Raw genomic sequence first — 17,753 nt, 5'->3', positions numbered from 1 at the left:
GAAACGGCGAAACGGAGCAGGTGACGGCCTCAGCACGTCAGCGAGGCGTAGGGGGCGGTGACGACGCTGGTGCCGGTGGTTGCGGTGGCGGATCCGGCGGGCACCGAAGACACCCGGGCGGCGAACGACTGGTAGGCGTTTCCGCCGGGCACGACCGACATGAAGACCTTTTTGCCGTACGGCGAATCGAGCTCGATGTCGACCGGAACGGTGTGACCGTTACGTGCGGTGACGGCGAGGTAGACCTTCCCGGCCAGGCATCGTGGCTGTGCCGTGACGGTCACCGGCACCGATGGCGGTTCGTCCGCGGTCACCCGCCACTCGGTGACGGCCACCGCCGAGTAGGTGGTCCCGTTCCCGTTCGCCGAGATGACCGCGCGCAGCCGGGACGTGACGACCGGATCGAAGGTGACCGTGTTGAAGGTGGTGCTGCTGGTCCCGTACGCCGAAGCGCCGGTGACGTCCTGCCACGCCGTGCCGTCCCAGTGCTGCAGTTTCCAGCTGCCCGGCTCGGCGACGCCGTCACCGCTGCCCTGCGCACTGTCGCGCCAGAACTTGATCGACGCCCCGGTGAGCCGGATCGCCCGCGTCCAGTCGTACTGGATCCACTGGCTGGCCGGCCGGGTCCCGGACCAGGTGCCCCAGATCTGCGCCTGGCTCGGCGAGGCCGGATCGCTGTCGTCGTTGAGCGCGCCGACGCTGTTCCACCCGGCGGTGTACGACGCCGTCGGCACGGCGATCGGCCCGACGTTGCCGGTCAGCGGCCCGGACAGGTCAGCCGGGATCACCAGTTGCTGGGCGGCCGACGTGTTGCCGGCCTGGTCGACGGCCCGGACGGACACGGTGTGTTTCCCGGAGTCGGGCGCGCTGACCGGTCCGGAGTACACGGTCCATGCTCCGGCGCCGATGGCGTATTCGAGCCGTGCCAGCCCCGAGGTCGCGTCGGCGCCGGTGATGGTCACGCGACGATCGGCGACGGTTCCCGAGACCGTCGGCGCGGCGGCGTCGATGTCCACACCGAGCCGGGCGACCGCCGAGTCGTTGCCCGCCCGGTCGGTGGCGACGGCGGTGACCGTGTGCCGCCCGTCCCCGGTGACGGTGGCGTCAGCGGAACGGACCGGCGACACGACGGTCTCGACTCCGTCCACCGTGGTCCGGATCGTCATCCGCCCACCGCGGTCGTCGACGGCGGAGGCCCGCACGGTGACCGCCGACCGGAACCATCCTCCGGTCCCCGCGCTGCCGCTGGGCGTGAGGGTGAGCGTCGGCGCGGTGACGTCGCCTTCGGTGTCCCCCGGTGAGATCACCGTGACCTGGCCGGTGACCCGGCCCGCCGCATATCCGAGCACGCTCCCGCCGACCGTGAACGTGCCCGGCTGGGCGACGTCGGCCGGGTCGACGGCATCCCAGTACACCGGGACCTGAAGTGTCTGGTCGCCGAAGACGACGGGCACCGCACCCGGTAGCGCGGTCTCGCCGACCTCGACGGTGATCTGCGGGGCCGCGACGGAGGCGGGCTGTGCGGCGAGGATCTTCCACTCCTCGACGGCGACCGCCGAATACGTGCTCCCGTTCGTCGACGCGTCGAAGATCGCCCGCACCTGGGTGGTGGTGATCGGGTCGAACGTCGTGTTCTGGAATCCTTGCGTCCCGGTCGGATAGGCGCTCGGATTCGGCACGTCGGTCCACTGGCCGTCAGCCCAGTACTGGATCTTCCACTTCGCCGGTGCGGCTACCCCGACTCCAGTGCCCTGCGGCTGGTCGTTCCAGAACTCGATCTGTGACGAGTTGATCCGCAAGGGTTGATTCCATGTGTACTGGATCCATTGTTGATTCGGGTTGACGGCAGTCCATGTGCCCCACATGTCCGGCGGCAACGGGTTGGCCCGCACGATCTCGTCGTTGAGCGCCTTCACCCAGTACTGGGTGGGCACGGGATCGTTGGACACGGTCACCTTGGCGGCATGGGCTACGTTGGCGCGCGGAGTGCGGTCGGCCTGCCGGGCCGGCGTGACGACGACCGGCTTGATCCGCGCCGGACTGACCGTGTCGTCCCACTCCACCCTGTCGATCGCCACCGACCTGCGGAAATGACCGCCACCGACAGCATCTGCGGTGTGGTAGACGAGGTGCCACTGGCCGTTGAACTCGACGATCCCCGGGTGGCTGGTCGTCGACGACACCGGCGGCAGGATGGTGCCGCGATAGGTCCACGGCCCGGTCGGCGACGTGGCGGTCGCATAGGCGATGCACGCGTGATAGTTGGCCGGTGTGCACGCCGAGGCCGGCCCGGCGTTGTTGCCGGCGTACGCCAGGTAGTAGGTGCTGCCCCGCTTGAACAGCCAGGACGCCTCGAAGAATCCGGTCAGCCCGGTGACGGTCTGCTGGGTGCCGACCGGCGTCTTCATGTCGGCCTGGAACTCCAGCATCCGCAGCTGGCCGAACGTTCCCCAGTAGACGAACACCCGCTGTCCCTCGACCAGGATCGTCGGGTCGATGTTCTCGATGGTGTTGGCGGTCGGGGTGCGCTGCGAGATCAGTGGCCCGCCGATGTGGTCGGTCCACGGGCCGGTCGGCGTGTCCGAGACGGCCACCCCGATCGCGAAGCGGTTGGCGGCCGTCGAGTCGCGTTCGCTGACCGGGACGTACCAGTAGTAGCGGCCGTCCGGGCCACGGACGACCTGGCCGGCGTAGGCACGGCCGGGTGTCGCCCAGGCGAAGACCCCTTCCGGGCGCATCAGCGACGGGTGGTGCGTCCACTCGCCCCCGGCGACATCGGAGGTACGGAACGCGCCCCACTCGTTCATGACGAAGTCGTTCACGGCGGGCCCGGCCTCGTCGTGGCCGGTGTAGATGTAGAGCTGCCCGTCAGCGACGAGCGGCGCGGGGTCAGCCGAGTAGTAGGAGCCGTCGCCGAGGATCGGATTGACGGTGTTGGTGAAGGTGTACGGGTCGGCCGCCCGGGCCGGTGCGGCGGGCGCTACGAGGAGCAGCCCGGCCGCGACCAGCCCGGCGACCACTGCGTTGAGCGGTCTCACGGTGATCTTCCTGTTCGAGACAAGCCCGAACCGCGATCTTGTGGAGTTGCACGAAAGACGGTGTGCCCGAAATCAACAAGATCGCGGATGGGAACCGGAAGGTGGCAAGCAAGCAGAGGGTGACGAGGAAGCGGAAGGTCGCAAGGACGCGGAAGGTCGCGATGAAGCAGAAGGTGACGGGAAACGGCAAGGTGACGGAAACAGCGAGGTGACGGAAACAGCGAGGTGACGGGGCGCCCGGGAAGGGGCGCCCGGCCACGCGTCAGGTGCAGCTCAGAGCCGCATAGGGTGCGGAAAGCTCGACGTCGTCGACACGGACCGTGGCGGCGCCGGCCGGCAGGATCGCCAGACGGCTGTTGAAGGCCTGGTAGGCCGACTTGCCGGGAGCCACCCCGGTGACCGTCCGCGTTCCGTAGGGCGTGAGGAGCTGGATGTTCAGCGGCACGTCACCGGTGTTACGGGCGGTGACGGCCACATACGCCTTCCCGGCCGTGCACTGGGCACGCGCCTGGACCTCGACATCGGCGGACGGTGGAGTGGCCGGCACGTCGTAGACCTCCCACTCCTGCACACCCGGCGCGCCCGACCCCTCCACCGTCCCGGCGGAGGTGAGCAGCGCCCGCAGCCGCGTGGTGGTCACCTTGTCGAACGTGACCGTGTTCCACGAGGTCGCCGACGTGCCGTAGGCGCCCGCTGAGGAGACGTCCCGGAACGCCGTCCCGTCCCAGTACTGAAGTCGCCAGGCGCTGGGCGGCGCCACCCCGGCCCCCGACTCGTCGAGGTCGGCGGTGAACCAGATCCGGGTCCGGTCGACCGCCACCGGCGCGGCCCAGTCGAGCTGGATCCACTGGTCCCCGACCTGCGGCCAGGTGTTCCACACGTCGGTGTTGGGGCCGCTCGCCCCGGTCGGCTGCACCCCGTCGTTGAGGTTGTCGACGGTGATCCACGCCGGGGTGTAGGACGCCGACGCGGTGCCGGTGCGGGCCACGTTGACCGGTGACTGCCCGGCCGCGACCTGCAGGGTCCCGACGTCGGAGGTGTTGCCGGCCAGGTCGGCCGAACGGTAGTCGACAGTGGTCGCCGACGACCCGATCGGCACGGCCCCGTTCGCGGTCGTCCAGTCCTGGGTGACGACACCGCCGACGGTCAGCCGATACTGCACCGCCCCGATCCCGGAGAGCGCGTCGGTACCGGTGACGGTGACCGCCCGGGCCCCGGAGTCGAACGTCGCCGCCGCCGAGGGTTTCGTCCGGTCGATGCCGACGATCCGCTGGGTGACCACCGAGACGTTGCCCGCGTCGTCGGTGGCCCGCGCTTTCACCGTGGTCGCGCCCTCGTCGGAGACGGTCACCGGCCCGGTGTAGGCCCGCCAGTCCCCCGAGCCGACCGCGATCTCGATCGACGGTGACTGGTCCCGGTTGTCGGTGGCCGTGGCGGTCACCTTCACCGCGGACGTGGTCCACGCTCCGGCCGGGTCGGCGGTCAGCGTGGTGACCGGCGGTGACGTGTCGGCCGGTCCGCCGGATCCGACGGTGACGGTTGCGGTGGCCGGCTTGTCGGTGCCGGCGACCTGCCCGGACACCTCGAACGTGCCGGCCGCCGCGTAGGACGCCGGGTCGACGGCGGCCCAGGTGACCCCGATGCCGGTCTGCCGCGAGCCGTCGTTGTATCCGACGGTCACCCCCGGGGGCAGCACCGGCGCGACCCCGATCGGTGTGCTCACGGTGACCGGGTCGACGGTGTTGATCTGCACCGGGTCGGTGCCGCGCACCCACACGTGGGCGGAGGCGGTCAGGGTGGTCCCGGCGACGAATCCGCTGACCCGGAAGTCGCCGACCTGCGCCACCTGCGACGCCTCGACAGCGCCCCAGGCGACGGCGACCGGCAGTCGCGTCCCGTCGGCGTAGGTGACCTCGACGGTCGCCGGCAACTGCGGCAGGACCCCGGTGGTGGTACGCACGTCGACGCCCTGAATCGAACTGGCCGCCGCCGCGTACACCCGCCATTCGGAGACGCCGACCGCCGAGTAGGCGGTACCGGCCGTGTTCGGCAGGGCGTTGAACGTGGCCCTCAGCCGCGTCGTGGTGACGGGGTCGAACGACACCTCGTTGGTCCGGCCACGAACAGCCGCGACGAATCCGTTGGCGTCCTGCCAGTTCAGCCCGTCCCAATACTGGATCTTCCAGGAGGTGGGCACGGCGACACCGCTGCCGCCGGTGGTGCTGTCGGACCAGAAGTCGATCGACGCCCGGTCCACCCGGACCGCCTGCGGGAAGTCGTACTGCAACCAGCGGGTGGACGGCTCGTTCCCGGTCCAGGTGCCCCACAGATCGGTCTGTGCTCCCCCGGTGAACAGCGAGGGTTTCCCGTCGTTGACCGCGTTGACGTTGTTCCAGCCGGCCGTGTAGCTCGCCGACGGGGTGGCCGTCGACGCCACGTTGATCTCGCCCTCGGCCAGCGCGGTCGCGTCCACGACGACGTCCTTGGTGGACGCGCCGACGGTGAGGCGCAGCGTGTAACGGCCGGAGGCGGTGAACCGGGCGACGGTGTCCGGCGAGGTGGCCGGGTCGAACGCCACCGAGCCGCCGGCCGGCGCGGACACCACCGACCACTGCGCGGTCAGCGGAGTACCGGGTGCGCCGTCGTCCTGGGCGAGCCCGAGCAGCCGTACCGAACCGGCCTGGCTGTAGGTGGAGTCGATCCAGGCGTCAGCGAGCGGCGCGGCGTTCACCGGGTCCGGCGCGGGCACGCCCGTGTCGTACGCCTGGATCTCCTTGATGCCGGTCTTGAATCCCGGCGCGTGCTGGACGGTGACCCGCAGCTGGGTCGCGGTGACCGCCGGGAACCGGACCTGGTTGAGGTTGCCGCGCGGGTAGGCCGGGAACCGGCTCTGTCCCGGCACGACCTGCCACGAGGTGCCGTCGTGGTATTCGACCAGGAACTGCGCGGGTGGCGCGTAGCCCTGGACGGTGGCGGTGGTCGTCGACTTGTAGAAGTAGACGCGCACGTCGTCGACCGTGCGGGAGCCCTGGAGGTCGACGGTGAGCTGGTCGGAGGCGGTGGTGGATCCGGCCGTGCCCCAGAAGGGCTCGTTGATCGTCGTGCCGTTGACCGCACCGGCCGGGCCACGGCCGGACGCCGAGTAGGAGGCGGTGGCCGGACGGCCCTGGGCGACGTTCGCCGACGGGTCGACACCGGCCTTGGCCAGCACGTCGGTGATCCGCGCGTCGGCCGCGAAGGTGACCTCCTGCGGAGCCTTCACGGGGAGAGCCGAGCCGACGGTGACCGGGACCGAAGACTCGACAGCACCGGTCGCCGGGTCGAAGACGATCTTCCCCAGAGCAGCGGCCGTGAAGGCCAGCTGCCCGTCCAGATACACCGAGTAACCCTCGGGCGTATCTCCAAAATACCGCTGACCGCCCGGCGCGTCCCAGACCACGGTCAGGTCCCGGTCGCGGTAGCGGACGTTGTTGGCGGTGAAGTGGTCCCAGCCGATGTCGATCGGGTCGAGTTCGATCTTCGCGTCGGAGCGCGGCCGCAGCCCCATCGCGTCCTCGATGACGGTGAAGTTGGTGGCCCCGAGGATGGTGTGGTGGATCCAGGACCGGTAGCCGATGCTCTGGCCCGCCGCCGACCCGTCGGCCCAGAACTCGTTCTGGTCCGGGTACCTGTTGTCGCCGTTGCCCTGGTAGTGGGCCCAGGCGTTCCAGTAGAGCAGCTTCTTGTACCACTCGGCGTTCACATACGACGTCGGGTAGTTGCGCAGCACCGAGGAGAGCATCCGGAACGTCACGGTGGAGTTGATGACCGAGAAGTTGTTGCTGCCCGGGTCGCCCTGCGCGGCCGCGGCGGCCTTGTCGGCCTGGTTCGCGGTGGTGAACGGGAAGATCGGGTACTGGGCGTCGTCGGCGAACAGCCGCAGCCCCTCCCGGTACTCGGCGGTGTTCGGCATCAACCCCACCGCGTACGGGTAGTAGTTGTTGATCTCCTTCCACGGCACCAGATCACCGGAGGCGACGTGCCGGTGTTTGAGCAGGTTGCCGTAGTGGCCCATCTCGTCGGGCGTGGTCCGGGCCGGTTCCCACAGGTACTGCAGGACGGCGGCTTTGATCCGCTCGGCGAACGCCTCCATCTCGGCTTCTTTGGCGGTGTCGCCGGCGGTGCGGTAGGCGGCCGCCGCGGCTTTCGCGTTGGAGTAGAGGTAGGCGCTCTCGGTCCGGTCCAGGTTGCCGGCCCGCCAGTCGAACGACACCGCGTCGGCGTCGTTGCCGGTCATCGCGCCCCAGTTGTACTCGATCAGCCCGTTGCCGTCGTTGTCGTAGGCGTCGAGCAGCCCCTTGACGTCGTACTCGGCGTATTCGCCGAGGTTGCGGGCGACCGCCGCCGGGCCGCCGTGCAGCTGGTAGGACCGCCAGGCCGCCTCGGAGATGTACTGGGTGTAGCTGTTCGACCAGTTCGCCGGGTCACCCGGGTTGTCCACGTACTTGCCGCTCTTGGCGACCTCGCCGGCGGACAGCCACGGCCCGTAGGAGTAGGCCGGGTCACGGAAGTACTTGAGGTCGTCGACGAACATGCCGACGGTCAGGACGATCGCGTTGTTGTAGCCCAGCACCCCCTCCATCGAGGTCGGGAACTGGTAGTCGTTGCCGGGCAGATCGGCGTCGAGGAAGTTGTAGCGCATCAGCCACCACCTGTAGAACAACGTCTTGTCGATGTTGTCCTCGGGGGTGTCCAGGTAGGGCACGTTCTGCGCCCACCACCTGTTGTAGGCGGTGACGTGCTCGGTGAACGCGGCGCCCGGCGCGAGCCCGCGGACATGGGCGTAGTCGGCCGCCGACGCCGGCACCTCCTTGGCCACCAGGCCGAGCTGCACCTTCGTGACGGCCGCGCCGCTGCCCGGCACGGCGACGGTCCGCCGCAGCGTTCCGTCGACCGGCGCGAACCCGTCACCGGAGAATCGCGGGAACAGGTCGGTGAGTTTGTTGAAGGCCCGCACGGCGCCGGTCAATTCAGGGTCAGACCCGGCTGCGGTACGGGCCAGCGGCGACCGGGCAGTGAGGACGACGTCCTTGGCCGTGCCGTTGGTGGCGGACAGCTCCAGGTTCGTGACCGCCACGTTCGCGTCGGTGATGAACTTGGTCTGCACCACCTTCAGCCCGGCGCTGCTGCTGGTGAACACGCTCTGCCAGTAGCTGGGGGTCTGCCGTCGCTGGGCGGGGTCCTCGGTGAGCGCCACCTCGGTCCCGCCGACGGACGCGGTGATCGTGTAGCCGCTCTGGGCCAGCGACTCGATGTAGGCGATCTCCCCGCCGAACCCGAGGACGCCGGGCTGGTGGGTCTTCATGAACACCGCCCGCCCCCGGCTGAACAGGTACTGGTTGGCGTCGCCGTTGGAGCCGCCGGGCTGGTTGCCGGTGCGGGCCAGCATCCGGTCGATCCAGAAGTCCTGGCCGGGCGCGCTGCCGGCCCCGGCGGCCACGTCGGCGTCGAAGACGGCCTGGAGCTGGTTACGGGTGTGGTAGCCGGTGCGGTCGTCGGGAACCGGGTTCGCGTCGCCCTTGAACACCGGGTAGGGGGTGTTCGCGTTCGGGGCGGCGTGCGCGGCGACCGAGGAGAGGGTGGTGAGCAGCAGGAGGGCGGCGGTGGTGGCGCCGAGTATGGAGCGGGGTGCCGGCATGGACGAGGACACCTCTCAGATACGACGGAAATAGGTGTGATAGCTGGCGTTGTCGCCGAGCAGGAGCGGCTCGAACAGCACGTCGCCGAGGGTGAAGGTGAGCGGGCGGGGGCCCGGGATCGCGGTGGTGGGATCCGCGGAGATCTGCAGGTAGCCGGTCGCGGACGATTTGGCGACCAGGGCGAGCGGGCCGTAGAGCAGCGCCTGCAGCGACGGGTCGTCGACGGTCTGCTCGACGTGCAGACGGAACGGGAAGGACACCTCGACCCGGTCGCCGGTACGCCAGTCCCGGTTGAGGCTGACGTAACCGCTTTCGGTCACCCGTACCCGCTGAAGCTTGCCGTTGATCTTGACCGTGAAGTCCTGCCGGGCCCACGCCGGAACCCGCAGCCGGAGATCGAACCGGGCCCGGCCGGTGATCGTCAGCGTCGCCGAAGGCGACCGCGGGTAGTCGCCGGCCAGGGTGACCGTGACGCCCCGCTCGGCCCACCGCAGCTTGGAGGCGATGTAGAGGTTGACGTGCAGGACGCTGTTGTCGGGTGATCGGAACCAGACAGCGTCCTGATATTTGGTGTGGTTCTCCAGGCCGGTGCCGCCGCAGCAGGTGCCGATGTTGCCGTAACCGCGCCGCACGCCGGGACCGACCGGGAGCATGTAGGTGACCAGCGGATCCGAGGTGCTGTCGGCGTCCCGCCGGGATCCGAGGATCTGGTTGACCAGGGTCCGTTCGTAGTAGTCGAAGAACCGCGCGTCCGGGGTCAGGGCGAACAGGTTCCGGGCCACCTTCAGCATGTTGTACGCCGCGCACGTCTCGGCGTTGGTCGAGGTCACGATGCTGCCGGCGATGACGTCACGCTTGCGGAACACCTCGCCCTGACCGGTTCCGCCGTGCACGTAGGTGCGGTGCCCGACGACCATGTCGTAGAAGTTCTCGGCCGCCGCCCGGTAGTCGCGGCCCGCGCCCTGCTCGAACATCCGCAGGTAGCCGAGGAACTGCGGGATGTGCTGGTTGGCGTGCTTGCCGTCGAGGGTGTCGGTGCCGGCCGCGCAGTCTGCGAGCAGCCTCGTGTTGTCGAAGTAGCCGGCCGTGGTCAGGAACGTCCGGTCGCCGGTGAGGGTGGCGAGGTCGGCCATCACCTCGTTCATGCCGCCGTACTCGCCGGCGATGTAGAGCGACCACATCCGGTCGAGCTGCTCGCGGGGCAGTCTGCTGAGCCGGGAGTGCACCCACTGCCCCATGCCCCGGGCGACGGCCAGCGCGGTGGCGTTCCCGCCGAGCGTGTGCGCGTCGAGCAGCCCGCGCATGATCTTGTGGCAGGTGTAGTAGGGCGCCCAGATCGCCGGATAGGTCACGTACTGTTCGAGCTGGATGAACTGGGTCTCCGGGTACGCGGCCAGGAACCCGGCGTGGCTCGGCCCGGGCGGCCCGCCCACACCGGTGACGACGGCGGCGTCCCAGCCCCGGCCCGACGAGTCGGCGACCGTGGTCCCGGCCGTCTCGTCGAACCGGTACCAGGCCAGGTTGCCGGTCGCGGTGGCCAGTTCCTCGGCGGTGAGCGCCCGGTCGAACAGGTGGAACTCGTCGACCACCGCCTTCAGGCCGGCGTCGCCGTACTGGGAGCGGCCGATCCAGTTGTTCTTCGGGGCGCCCAGGTCGGCCGGGGTCAGCGTCATCGCCGGGTTGGTCCCGGCCACGACGCCGTTCACGTAGAGCGTGCCCACCCGGCCGTCCAGGGTGACGGCCAGCGTCACCGGCTCGCCGACCGGCAGCGGCGTGGCCACCGGGATGCGCTGCTCACCGCCGCTGCCCGAGGTGGTGATCGCGAATCGGGGGCCGGCGCCGTCGTGGACCGTCAGGAACATGTTGACGGCCGGGCCGGCCCCGAAGTCGAACGCCCGCGACCAGGTGCGCAGCTCGTCGATCGTCAACCGGATCACGATGGTGGCCGCGGTCAGGCCGTCGATCGTGGCGTCCGGCAGGCCCACGTACTGGCCGTCGCCGGACAGCTCCAGACCGCCGCCGGTCCAGGTCGCCGGTGGTGGCGGGGTGCCGGGCAGGCCGACCTGGGTGGCCCACGCGTCCTGACACTGCTGCAGTGCCGTGACGATGTGGTCGAGTTTCTCCTTGAACACCGTCTCGCCGGTGCCGGCCCAGGCCTGCGCCAGCATCGACAGGAAGTGGCCGCTGTAGTGGCCGCGCAGGTTGCCGGTGGCGTCGTCCCAGCCACCCGGCGGCTGTGCGCCGAGCGTGTCCAGCCCGGCGGCGGCCCGGAAGTTGGCCACGATCCGGTCGGCCGGGTAGGCGCGGGCGTACGCCAGGAGACGGTCGCGTTTCTCGGTGAAGACACTCGGGGCCAGGTCGACCTGGTTCAGCGAGAACGGCACCGCCCGCCAGGAGCGGGGCACCGGCAGGCCGTTGACGGTGGTGGCGCACTTGGCGGGGGCGGCGTCGGCCGGGGACGGGATCATGGTCGCTACCGTGGCGGCGGCGCCCGCTTGCAGCAAGAGCCGCCGGCTCATCGGGCTGTCGGACATCTGGTGGACTCACCTCTCGGGGGTCAGGGGGATCCAGACGCGCATGGTGGACGGGCCGCGGCGCGCCCACCTGTGGTAGGGATGCAGGGCCACCTGCACCGGCGCGGCGTCACCGGCGGGCGTCGCCGGGCGGTACGGCCAGTCGTGATCGGCGGCGGCGGACGGGCGGCAGGTCACCAGGACGGTGCCGTCCGCGTCGACCGGGACGGCGCCCGGCTCCAGGCGGAGCGCGTCGAACGCCACATCCGGCGGCACGTCCACCGACTCCAGGCAGTAGACGACCGGTCCGCGTTCGACGGCTGCGGTGCCGCGTACCGCATCGATCCGGTCGTCTCCGGCGACCAGCCGCGGCTGGACCGGAAGCCGCAGTTGCAGGACCTGGCCCGGGGTGAAGTCGCGGCGCAGCTGCACGAGCCCGCGGCTGATCGGCAGGCCGTCCAGGGTCGCGCCGGACGCCCAGGCCGGAACGCGCAGGCTGAGCGTCCACGGGGTGTCCGGGCCGGCCACGATCCGGATCGAGATCAGGCCGTCGTCCGGGTACGCGGTGTCGATCTCCACGTGGTAGGCGCTGGTCCGGATGACAGCCGGGGTGTACTGGTGGATCTGCAGGCCGTCGTCGTCGACGGTCGCGAGGTAGGCGCCCAGGCTGGCGAAGGTGCGGGCCAGGTTGGTCGGGCAGCAGGACACGTCGAACCAGGGGGCGCGCAGGTTGGAGGCGGCCCGTGGCACCTGCACGTCGGCCGGTGGTTCGGCGCCGAGGGTCCGCTGGTGCAGGGTGTTGGTGTAGAAGAACCGGTCGCCGCCGTCGCCGGGCGAGGTGGCGATGACGTTGAACAGGGTCCGCTCGATCAGGTCGGCGTACCGCGGGTCGCCGTGCGCCAGCAGCAGCCGCCACGACAGCAGCACCGACCCGACCCCGGCGCACGTCTCGCTGTAGGCCCGGTCCGGCGGCAGCACGAAGTCCTCGCCGAACGCCTCGTCCTGGTGCCGCGACCCCATGCCGCCGGTGATGTACGTGCGCCGGGCGACCGTGTTGCGCCACTGCCTGGTGACCGCGTCGAGCAGCCCGGCGTCGCCGGTCTCGACCGCCACGTCGACCGCCCCGGCGGCCAGGTAGGTGGCCCGGACCGCGTGCCCGCGGAACACCTCGGCGTCCCGGACCGGGATGTCGTCCTGGAAGTAGGACCGGCCGAACTCGATGTCGGCGAGCGTCCGGTGGCCGTGCCGCTCCACGAACAGCCGGGCCTGGTCGAGGTAGCGCCGCACCCCGGTCAGCCGGTACAGCTCGACCAGCGCCAGCTCGATCTCGGCGTGCCCGCAGATCCCGTTGCGGCCCTCCGGACCGAACTCGGCGCACACGTGGTCGGCCGCCCGCAACGCGGCTTCGAGGAGCTCGTCCGGCCCGTACGTGCGGGCCCGGGCCACCGCGGCCTGGATCAGGTAGCCGAACGAGTAGAGCTCGTGCCCCCACTCCAGGTCGCTGTAGCGCGGCGCCTGGCCGGGCCGGCCGTACCGGGTGTTGAGGTAGCCGTCCGGCTCCTGCGCGGCGACCACCCGGCGCACGATCGCCCGGTACCGGGTGTCGATCTCCGGGTCGCGGGTGCGGCCGTACTCCCAGGCCAGCGCCTCCAGGTACTTGTAGACCTCGGTGTCGGCGAACTCCCGCCCCCGCCGCTCCCCCACGTCGGCCAGTTCGAAGTTCGCGAGCCAGCCGGCCTTCTCCAGCCAGCGTTCGATGTGCGCCAGCGTGTGCGCGGAGTTGGTGTCCTGGCGCCGCTGCCAGAAACCGGGCCGCAGGGTCACCTCGCCCACGCCCAGGGGCCGCAGCCGGCCCCGGGTGGGCGCCACCGGCATTCCGGACACGGCGGTGGCCAGTGTTTCGTCGATCGTCATGTGAATCATCAGCCCTTGAGTGCGCCGGACATGAAACCGCGGACGTAGTGCCGTTGCAGTGCGAGGAACAGGACGACGCAGGGCAGCGCGAGCACCACCACGCCGGCCTCGGTCGCGCCGTAGTCGACGATCCCCATCACCTGCTGGCGCATGTTGGCCACGGCCAGCGGGAGCGGCATCTTCGCCGAGTCGCTGATCAGCACGAGTGGGGTGATGAAGTCGTTCCAGGCGGCGAGGAACGCGAACAGGCCGACCGTGATCAGGCCCGGTTTGACCGCCGGGACCAGCACGTACAGCAGGGTGCGCAGGGTGCCGCAGCCGTCGACCTGCGCCGACTCGGACAGGTCCTTGGGCACCGACTCGAACGAGATCCGCATCATGAACGTGGCGAACGGCAGCTGGAACATGGTGAGCACCAGCGCCAGCCCGAGCAGCGAGTCCTGCAGGCCGAGCTGGTTGAGCAGCACGTAGAGCGGGATCAGCAGGGTCGCGTAGGGCACCATCAGGATCGCCAGCGTGACCAGGAAGAGCAGGTCGCGGCCGGGGAACCGGAACTGGGCGAACGCGTAGCCGCCGAGCAGCGACACCAGCAGCGTGAAGGCCACCGTCATCAGCGACACCGCGGTCGAGTTCAGCAGGTACTGGCCGATGCCGGCCTGATAGTTCGCGAGAGTCCGGTAGTTGCCGAACCCCCACCCGCCGATCTGCGCCGAGCCGGCCTGCGGGCTCACCGAGGCGACACTCGCCCAGAGCAGCGGGAACAGGAACAACAGGGCAAGACCGCCGGTCAAAACCTTCTGCGGGGTACGGAACACGCGCGTCACCCTTCCTTCCCGCGCAGTCCCCGGAACTGGAGGACGTTGGCGATGAGCAGGGCGGCCAGCAGCATGATGGACAGTGCGGCGGCGCGGCCCAGGTCGTTGCCGCCGAAGAACGCGAAGTTGTAGATCAGCTGGACGATGGTCAGCGTGCTGTTGTCCGGCCCGCCCTTGGTGAGCAGGTAGAACTGGTCGAACGCGAGCATCGACCCGGTGACGCAGAGGATCGTGCACAGCGCGATCGACGACCGCAGCAGCGGCAGGGTGACGTAGCGGAACGTCTGCCAGCGGCCGGCGCCGTCGAGCCGCGCCGCCTCGTAGACGTCGGCCGAGATGCCCTGCAACCCGACCAGGAGCAGCAGCATGTAGAAGCCAGCGAACCGCCACACGATCAGCGCGACCGTCGACCACAGCGCGGCCGTCGGTGTGCCCAGGAAGGACACCCCGAGGAACCCGAACGGGCTGCTCTGCGGTGAGTAGAGGGCGTAGAACAGCAGCGACGCCGACGCCAGGCCGAGCGCGCTGGGCACCAGGAACGAGGTGCGCAGGAACCCGGTCCAGCGGCTGGACTCCTGCACGATCAGGGCGAGCAGCAGGGCCAGGCCGAGCAGGATCACCGTGGTGACCAGGGTGTACTTGACGGTGAACCAGACCGCGGGCCAGAACAGCCGGTACTCGGCGACGTCGGTGAAGTTCTCCGGCGCGTTCAGGCCGCGGTTGCCGGCGAACAGCCCCCAGTCGGACACCGACATCCGGCCCACCAGCAGGATCGGCGCCACGAAGAAGATCAGCACGAACAGGGCGGTGGGCGCGGCGTAGGCCCAGCCGGTGAGTGCTCGGCGCCGGGCGGGCGCCGGCCTGTCCACCAGGCCGGCGCGCTCGCTGACGTCAAGCGGGGTGGCCACACTCACTGGCCGAGCACCTGGGTGACCGCTTCGTTGTCCTTCTCCAGAGTGGACGCGTCGCCGTACACCTGGTTGCGGAGAAGGGTGACCCAGGGGCTGCCCGGCGCGTTGAACGCCTGCTGGAAGTTGACCGCGACCGGGGTCTTGCTGGCCGGCAGGCCGGCGACCTTGTTGATGGTGGCGACCCGCGGGTCCTTGGCCGAGTACTGGTTGTCGGCCAGGTCGGTCCGGGCGACCGTGCTGTTGCCGGCGGCGAGCACGTCGACCTGCGCCTTCTCGGACATCAGCCAGGCCATGAAGTTCCACGCCTGCTGGGTCTTCTTGGCGTCCTTGGAGATGCCGATGCCGTCGCCGCCGACGAACGTCGACTGGCCGCCGGTGACACCCGGGATGCCGGTGACGCCGACGTCGACCGTCTTCGACGCGGTGGGCAGCAGCGTCGCCGGGTACGGCATCACGCCGATCTTGCCCTCCTGGAACGCGGCGACCCAGGTGGCGCCGGTCTCGTCCTTCGAGCCGGGCGCGATCGCGCCGGCCGTCTGGAGGTCACGCCAGGTGCTGTAGACCTTCTGCGACGCGGCGCCGTTGAGCAGTGACTTCTTGCCTTCCGGGTCCATCACCTCCTCGCCGCTGGCCCAGACCATCGGGAACCAGGTGAAGACGTTGCAGCCGCCGCAGTTGCCGCCGAAGTAGGTGCCGTAGGTGTCGGCCTTCTTCAGGTTCTGCACGGCCAGGGCCTGCTGCTTGAACTCGTCGAGGGTGGTCGGGCCCTTCTCCGGGTCGAGGCCGGCTTCCTTGTAGAGGGCCTTGTTCCAGAAGATCACCGACAGGTCGAGGACGAACGGGAGCACGTACTTCTTGCCCTCGTGCGTGCCGGCGGTCAGGTGCCCCTGGTTGATCTTGTCGGCGTACGGGAGCTTGGCGATGCTCTCGGTGAGGTCGGAGAAGAGCCCGGCCTCGGTCCAGTTCGGCACGTAGACGATGTCGGCCGCGAACAGGTCGGGCAGGTCGCCGCTGCCGGCCGCGGCGCCGACCTTCGCCACGTAGTCGTCGTTCGGGACGATGGTCAGCTTGACCTGGTTCTTGTGGGACTTGTTGTACGCGTCGACCAGCGCCTTGGCCTGGAGCTCCAGCGGCGCCCGGGTCCACAGGGTCAGCTCGGAGCCGTCGTCGACACCGTCGACCCCCGCCGCGGTCGGCGCCTGCGCCTCGCCCTCTCCGTCATCGGACGAGCAGGCCACCAACGGGCCCGCCATCAGGGCCGCCAGCGCGGTCCACACCAGGATTCTTCGCACGGAGTACCTCCATGAATCGCTTTCAGAAAGTTTCGGAAGGTTTCAGCAGCCGCTATGGAATCGCGCGGCTCACCTGGAATATCTGGCGTCCATGCTGGACCGAAAAGGTTTTCAGGAACGTAATACTCGAGCAAACGACCTGTCAAGGCTTCGCGGCGCGGCGCGTAACGAGTTGGACATCTTGCCGAAAACGGTTTCGTAAGGCAGCGTGGCCCGAACATCGAATCGCATCGATGCTACGTCGCAGTCGCGTCGGTGCCTCGTCTCGAAGGAGGGATCCATGCGAAGGAAATTGATCGCCATCCTCCTGGCGATCTTCCTGACCCCGGCCTCGGCCGCCCTGGCCGCCCCGGCCACCTGGAGTCCACCGGCCAACCTGGTCACCCCGCTCAACCAGGTCTGGCAGCACCAGGAGCAGACCTACAACAACGGCAACCTGTACGGGTTCCGCAACTACGGCTGGGACCAGATCATGGCCAACCGTGGGTACATCAACTACTGCGTCCGCTGGGACTCGTCGGCGTCGGTGACGGCCGCCCAGCGCGACCAGATCCACGCCGCCCTGGCCCGGCAGCACAAGAAGTGGATGGACGAGCTCGTCGGGCACAACGCCTGGCCGTACGGTGACGTGCCGGTCAAGGTCGTCGGCTGGGCGGTGCGCAACCGTTCGCAGCTCCAGTGGACGGACACGTCGGTCGACATCTACGTCAACGACATCCGGGAGAACGCCCCGCAGTGCTCGACCCCGTGCGGGCGGTTCTTCAACCAGAACGGGCAGTACCCCAGCTGCCCCGGTGGCTACGCACGCCACTACGACCAGTCACTGTGGCTGACCGACGGTTTCGGCGGCGGCGCGGGCGGCGACTGGGGCCAGCGGATGGGCCGCGAGTACTTCATGAACAACATCAACGCGGCCAACATCACCATCCTGCTGCACGAGCTCGGCCACACGTGGGGTCTGGACGACTTCTACGACTGGACCCCGAGCGGCGTCACGAACTTCATCATGCGGGCGGGCAGCAGCGCGTCCATCACCGAGTTCGACGCCTGGATGTTCCGTGACTGGTGGCGGCACCTGAAGAGCCGCTACGGGTACTGACCGCGCCGTCCCCCACAAGTAGGTGAACCCGTCCCGGCCGGCTTCCCCGCCGGCCGGGCGTCACCATTGATCCATGCTTCCCGGAACACGCCTGCTGCTCGTCCGGCACGCCATGCCACACATCGAGCCCGACATCCCGGCCGAAGACTGGCATCTCGGCGCCGAGGGCCTCGCCGCGGCCCGGCTGCTCGCTCCGCGCATCCCGGCCGCCGCGCATCTCGTGGCCAGCACCGAGCCGAAGGCCCAGGAAACCCTCCGGCAGCTCACCGAATCCCCGGTGGTCCAGGTCGATGCAAACTTCGCTGAGGTACGCCGTCCGCACGAATGGTCGGACCCGGACACCTACCGCGCGACCGCCGCTGCCCGCTGCCCGCTGCCCGCGGATCTTGCACGACTTTTCGGCTCTCCGGGTGGATGTGTGGGTTAGGTGCGGCCTGGTAGGTCGATGTTGTAGCCGCCGAGGTGGAGTTTGGCGAGGGCGATGAGGGCGTGG

The 17,753-nt window shown here is 69.7% G+C and carries 10 protein-coding genes; 3 read left to right on the top strand and 7 right to left on the bottom strand.

Annotated elements, in window-relative coordinates:
* Positions 1-29: 29 nt before the first annotated feature.
* Positions 30-3,038, bottom strand: coding sequence for a family 43 glycosylhydrolase (locus tag AB0E94_RS44455; RefSeq protein WP_360339855.1), 3,009 nt, complete (start codon positions 3,036-3,038; stop codon positions 30-32).
* Between the two features lies 1 nt (position 3,039).
* On the opposite strand from AB0E94_RS44455, the gene AB0E94_RS44450 reads away from it, so the two are divergent.
* Positions 3,040-3,267 (top strand): hypothetical protein, encoded by a 228-nt coding sequence (locus AB0E94_RS44450; protein ID WP_360339853.1) that lies wholly within the window; start codon positions 3,040-3,042, stop codon positions 3,265-3,267.
* Positions 3,268-3,300: 33 nt separating this feature from the next.
* Here the strand turns inward: AB0E94_RS44450 and AB0E94_RS44445 are convergent, their stop codons facing one another.
* From AB0E94_RS44445 to AB0E94_RS44420, 6 genes are read right to left on the bottom strand one after another with little or no spacing between them, the layout of a single operon-like run.
* Complete coding sequence (locus tag AB0E94_RS44445) at positions 3,301-8,715, bottom strand: Ig-like domain-containing protein (protein WP_360339851.1); 5,415 nt, start codon at positions 8,713-8,715, stop codon at positions 3,301-3,303.
* 15 nt (positions 8,716-8,730) lie between these two features.
* Positions 8,731-11,250 (bottom strand): beta-L-arabinofuranosidase domain-containing protein, encoded by a 2,520-nt coding sequence (locus tag AB0E94_RS44440; RefSeq protein WP_360339848.1) that lies wholly within the window; start codon positions 11,248-11,250, stop codon positions 8,731-8,733.
* A 9-nt stretch (positions 11,251-11,259) separates the two neighbouring features.
* Positions 11,260-13,143: a beta-L-arabinofuranosidase domain-containing protein gene (locus AB0E94_RS44435; protein ID WP_360339845.1), complete on the bottom strand. Its 1,884-nt coding sequence runs from the start codon at positions 13,141-13,143 to the stop codon at positions 11,260-11,262.
* Positions 13,144-13,151: 8 nt separating this feature from the next.
* Entirely contained in the window at positions 13,152-13,967 is an 816-nt protein-coding gene (locus tag AB0E94_RS44430) for a carbohydrate ABC transporter permease (RefSeq protein ID WP_360339842.1), read from the bottom strand.
* Positions 13,964-14,872, bottom strand: a complete 909-nt coding sequence (locus tag AB0E94_RS44425) for a sugar ABC transporter permease (RefSeq protein WP_360339839.1) — start codon at positions 14,870-14,872, stop codon at positions 13,964-13,966. The genes AB0E94_RS44430 and AB0E94_RS44425 overlap by 4 nt, the downstream gene beginning before the upstream one ends.
* Positions 14,869-16,161 (bottom strand): sugar ABC transporter substrate-binding protein, encoded by a 1,293-nt coding sequence (locus AB0E94_RS44420; RefSeq protein WP_360339836.1) that lies wholly within the window; start codon positions 16,159-16,161, stop codon positions 14,869-14,871. Before AB0E94_RS44420 ends, AB0E94_RS44425 begins: the two co-directional genes overlap by 4 nt.
* Before the next feature lie 280 nt (positions 16,162-16,441).
* Here AB0E94_RS44420 and AB0E94_RS44415 point away from each other — a divergent pair, with 280 nt between their 5' ends.
* Together AB0E94_RS44415 and AB0E94_RS44410 are read left to right on the top strand one after the other, a co-directional pair.
* Positions 16,442-17,260, top strand: a complete 819-nt coding sequence (locus AB0E94_RS44415) for a hypothetical protein (protein WP_360339834.1) — start codon at positions 16,442-16,444, stop codon at positions 17,258-17,260.
* 73 nt (positions 17,261-17,333) lie between these two features.
* Entirely contained in the window at positions 17,334-17,687 is a 354-nt protein-coding gene (locus AB0E94_RS44410; protein WP_360339831.1) for a hypothetical protein, read from the top strand.
* Positions 17,688-17,753: the final 66 nt, after the last annotated feature.

The sequence above is a fragment of the Actinoplanes sp. NPDC026670 genome, assembly GCF_040638175.1.
Classification (GTDB): Bacteria; Actinomycetota; Actinomycetes; order Mycobacteriales; family Micromonosporaceae; genus Actinoplanes.
This window is presented reverse-complemented; position numbering and strand designations above follow the sequence as displayed.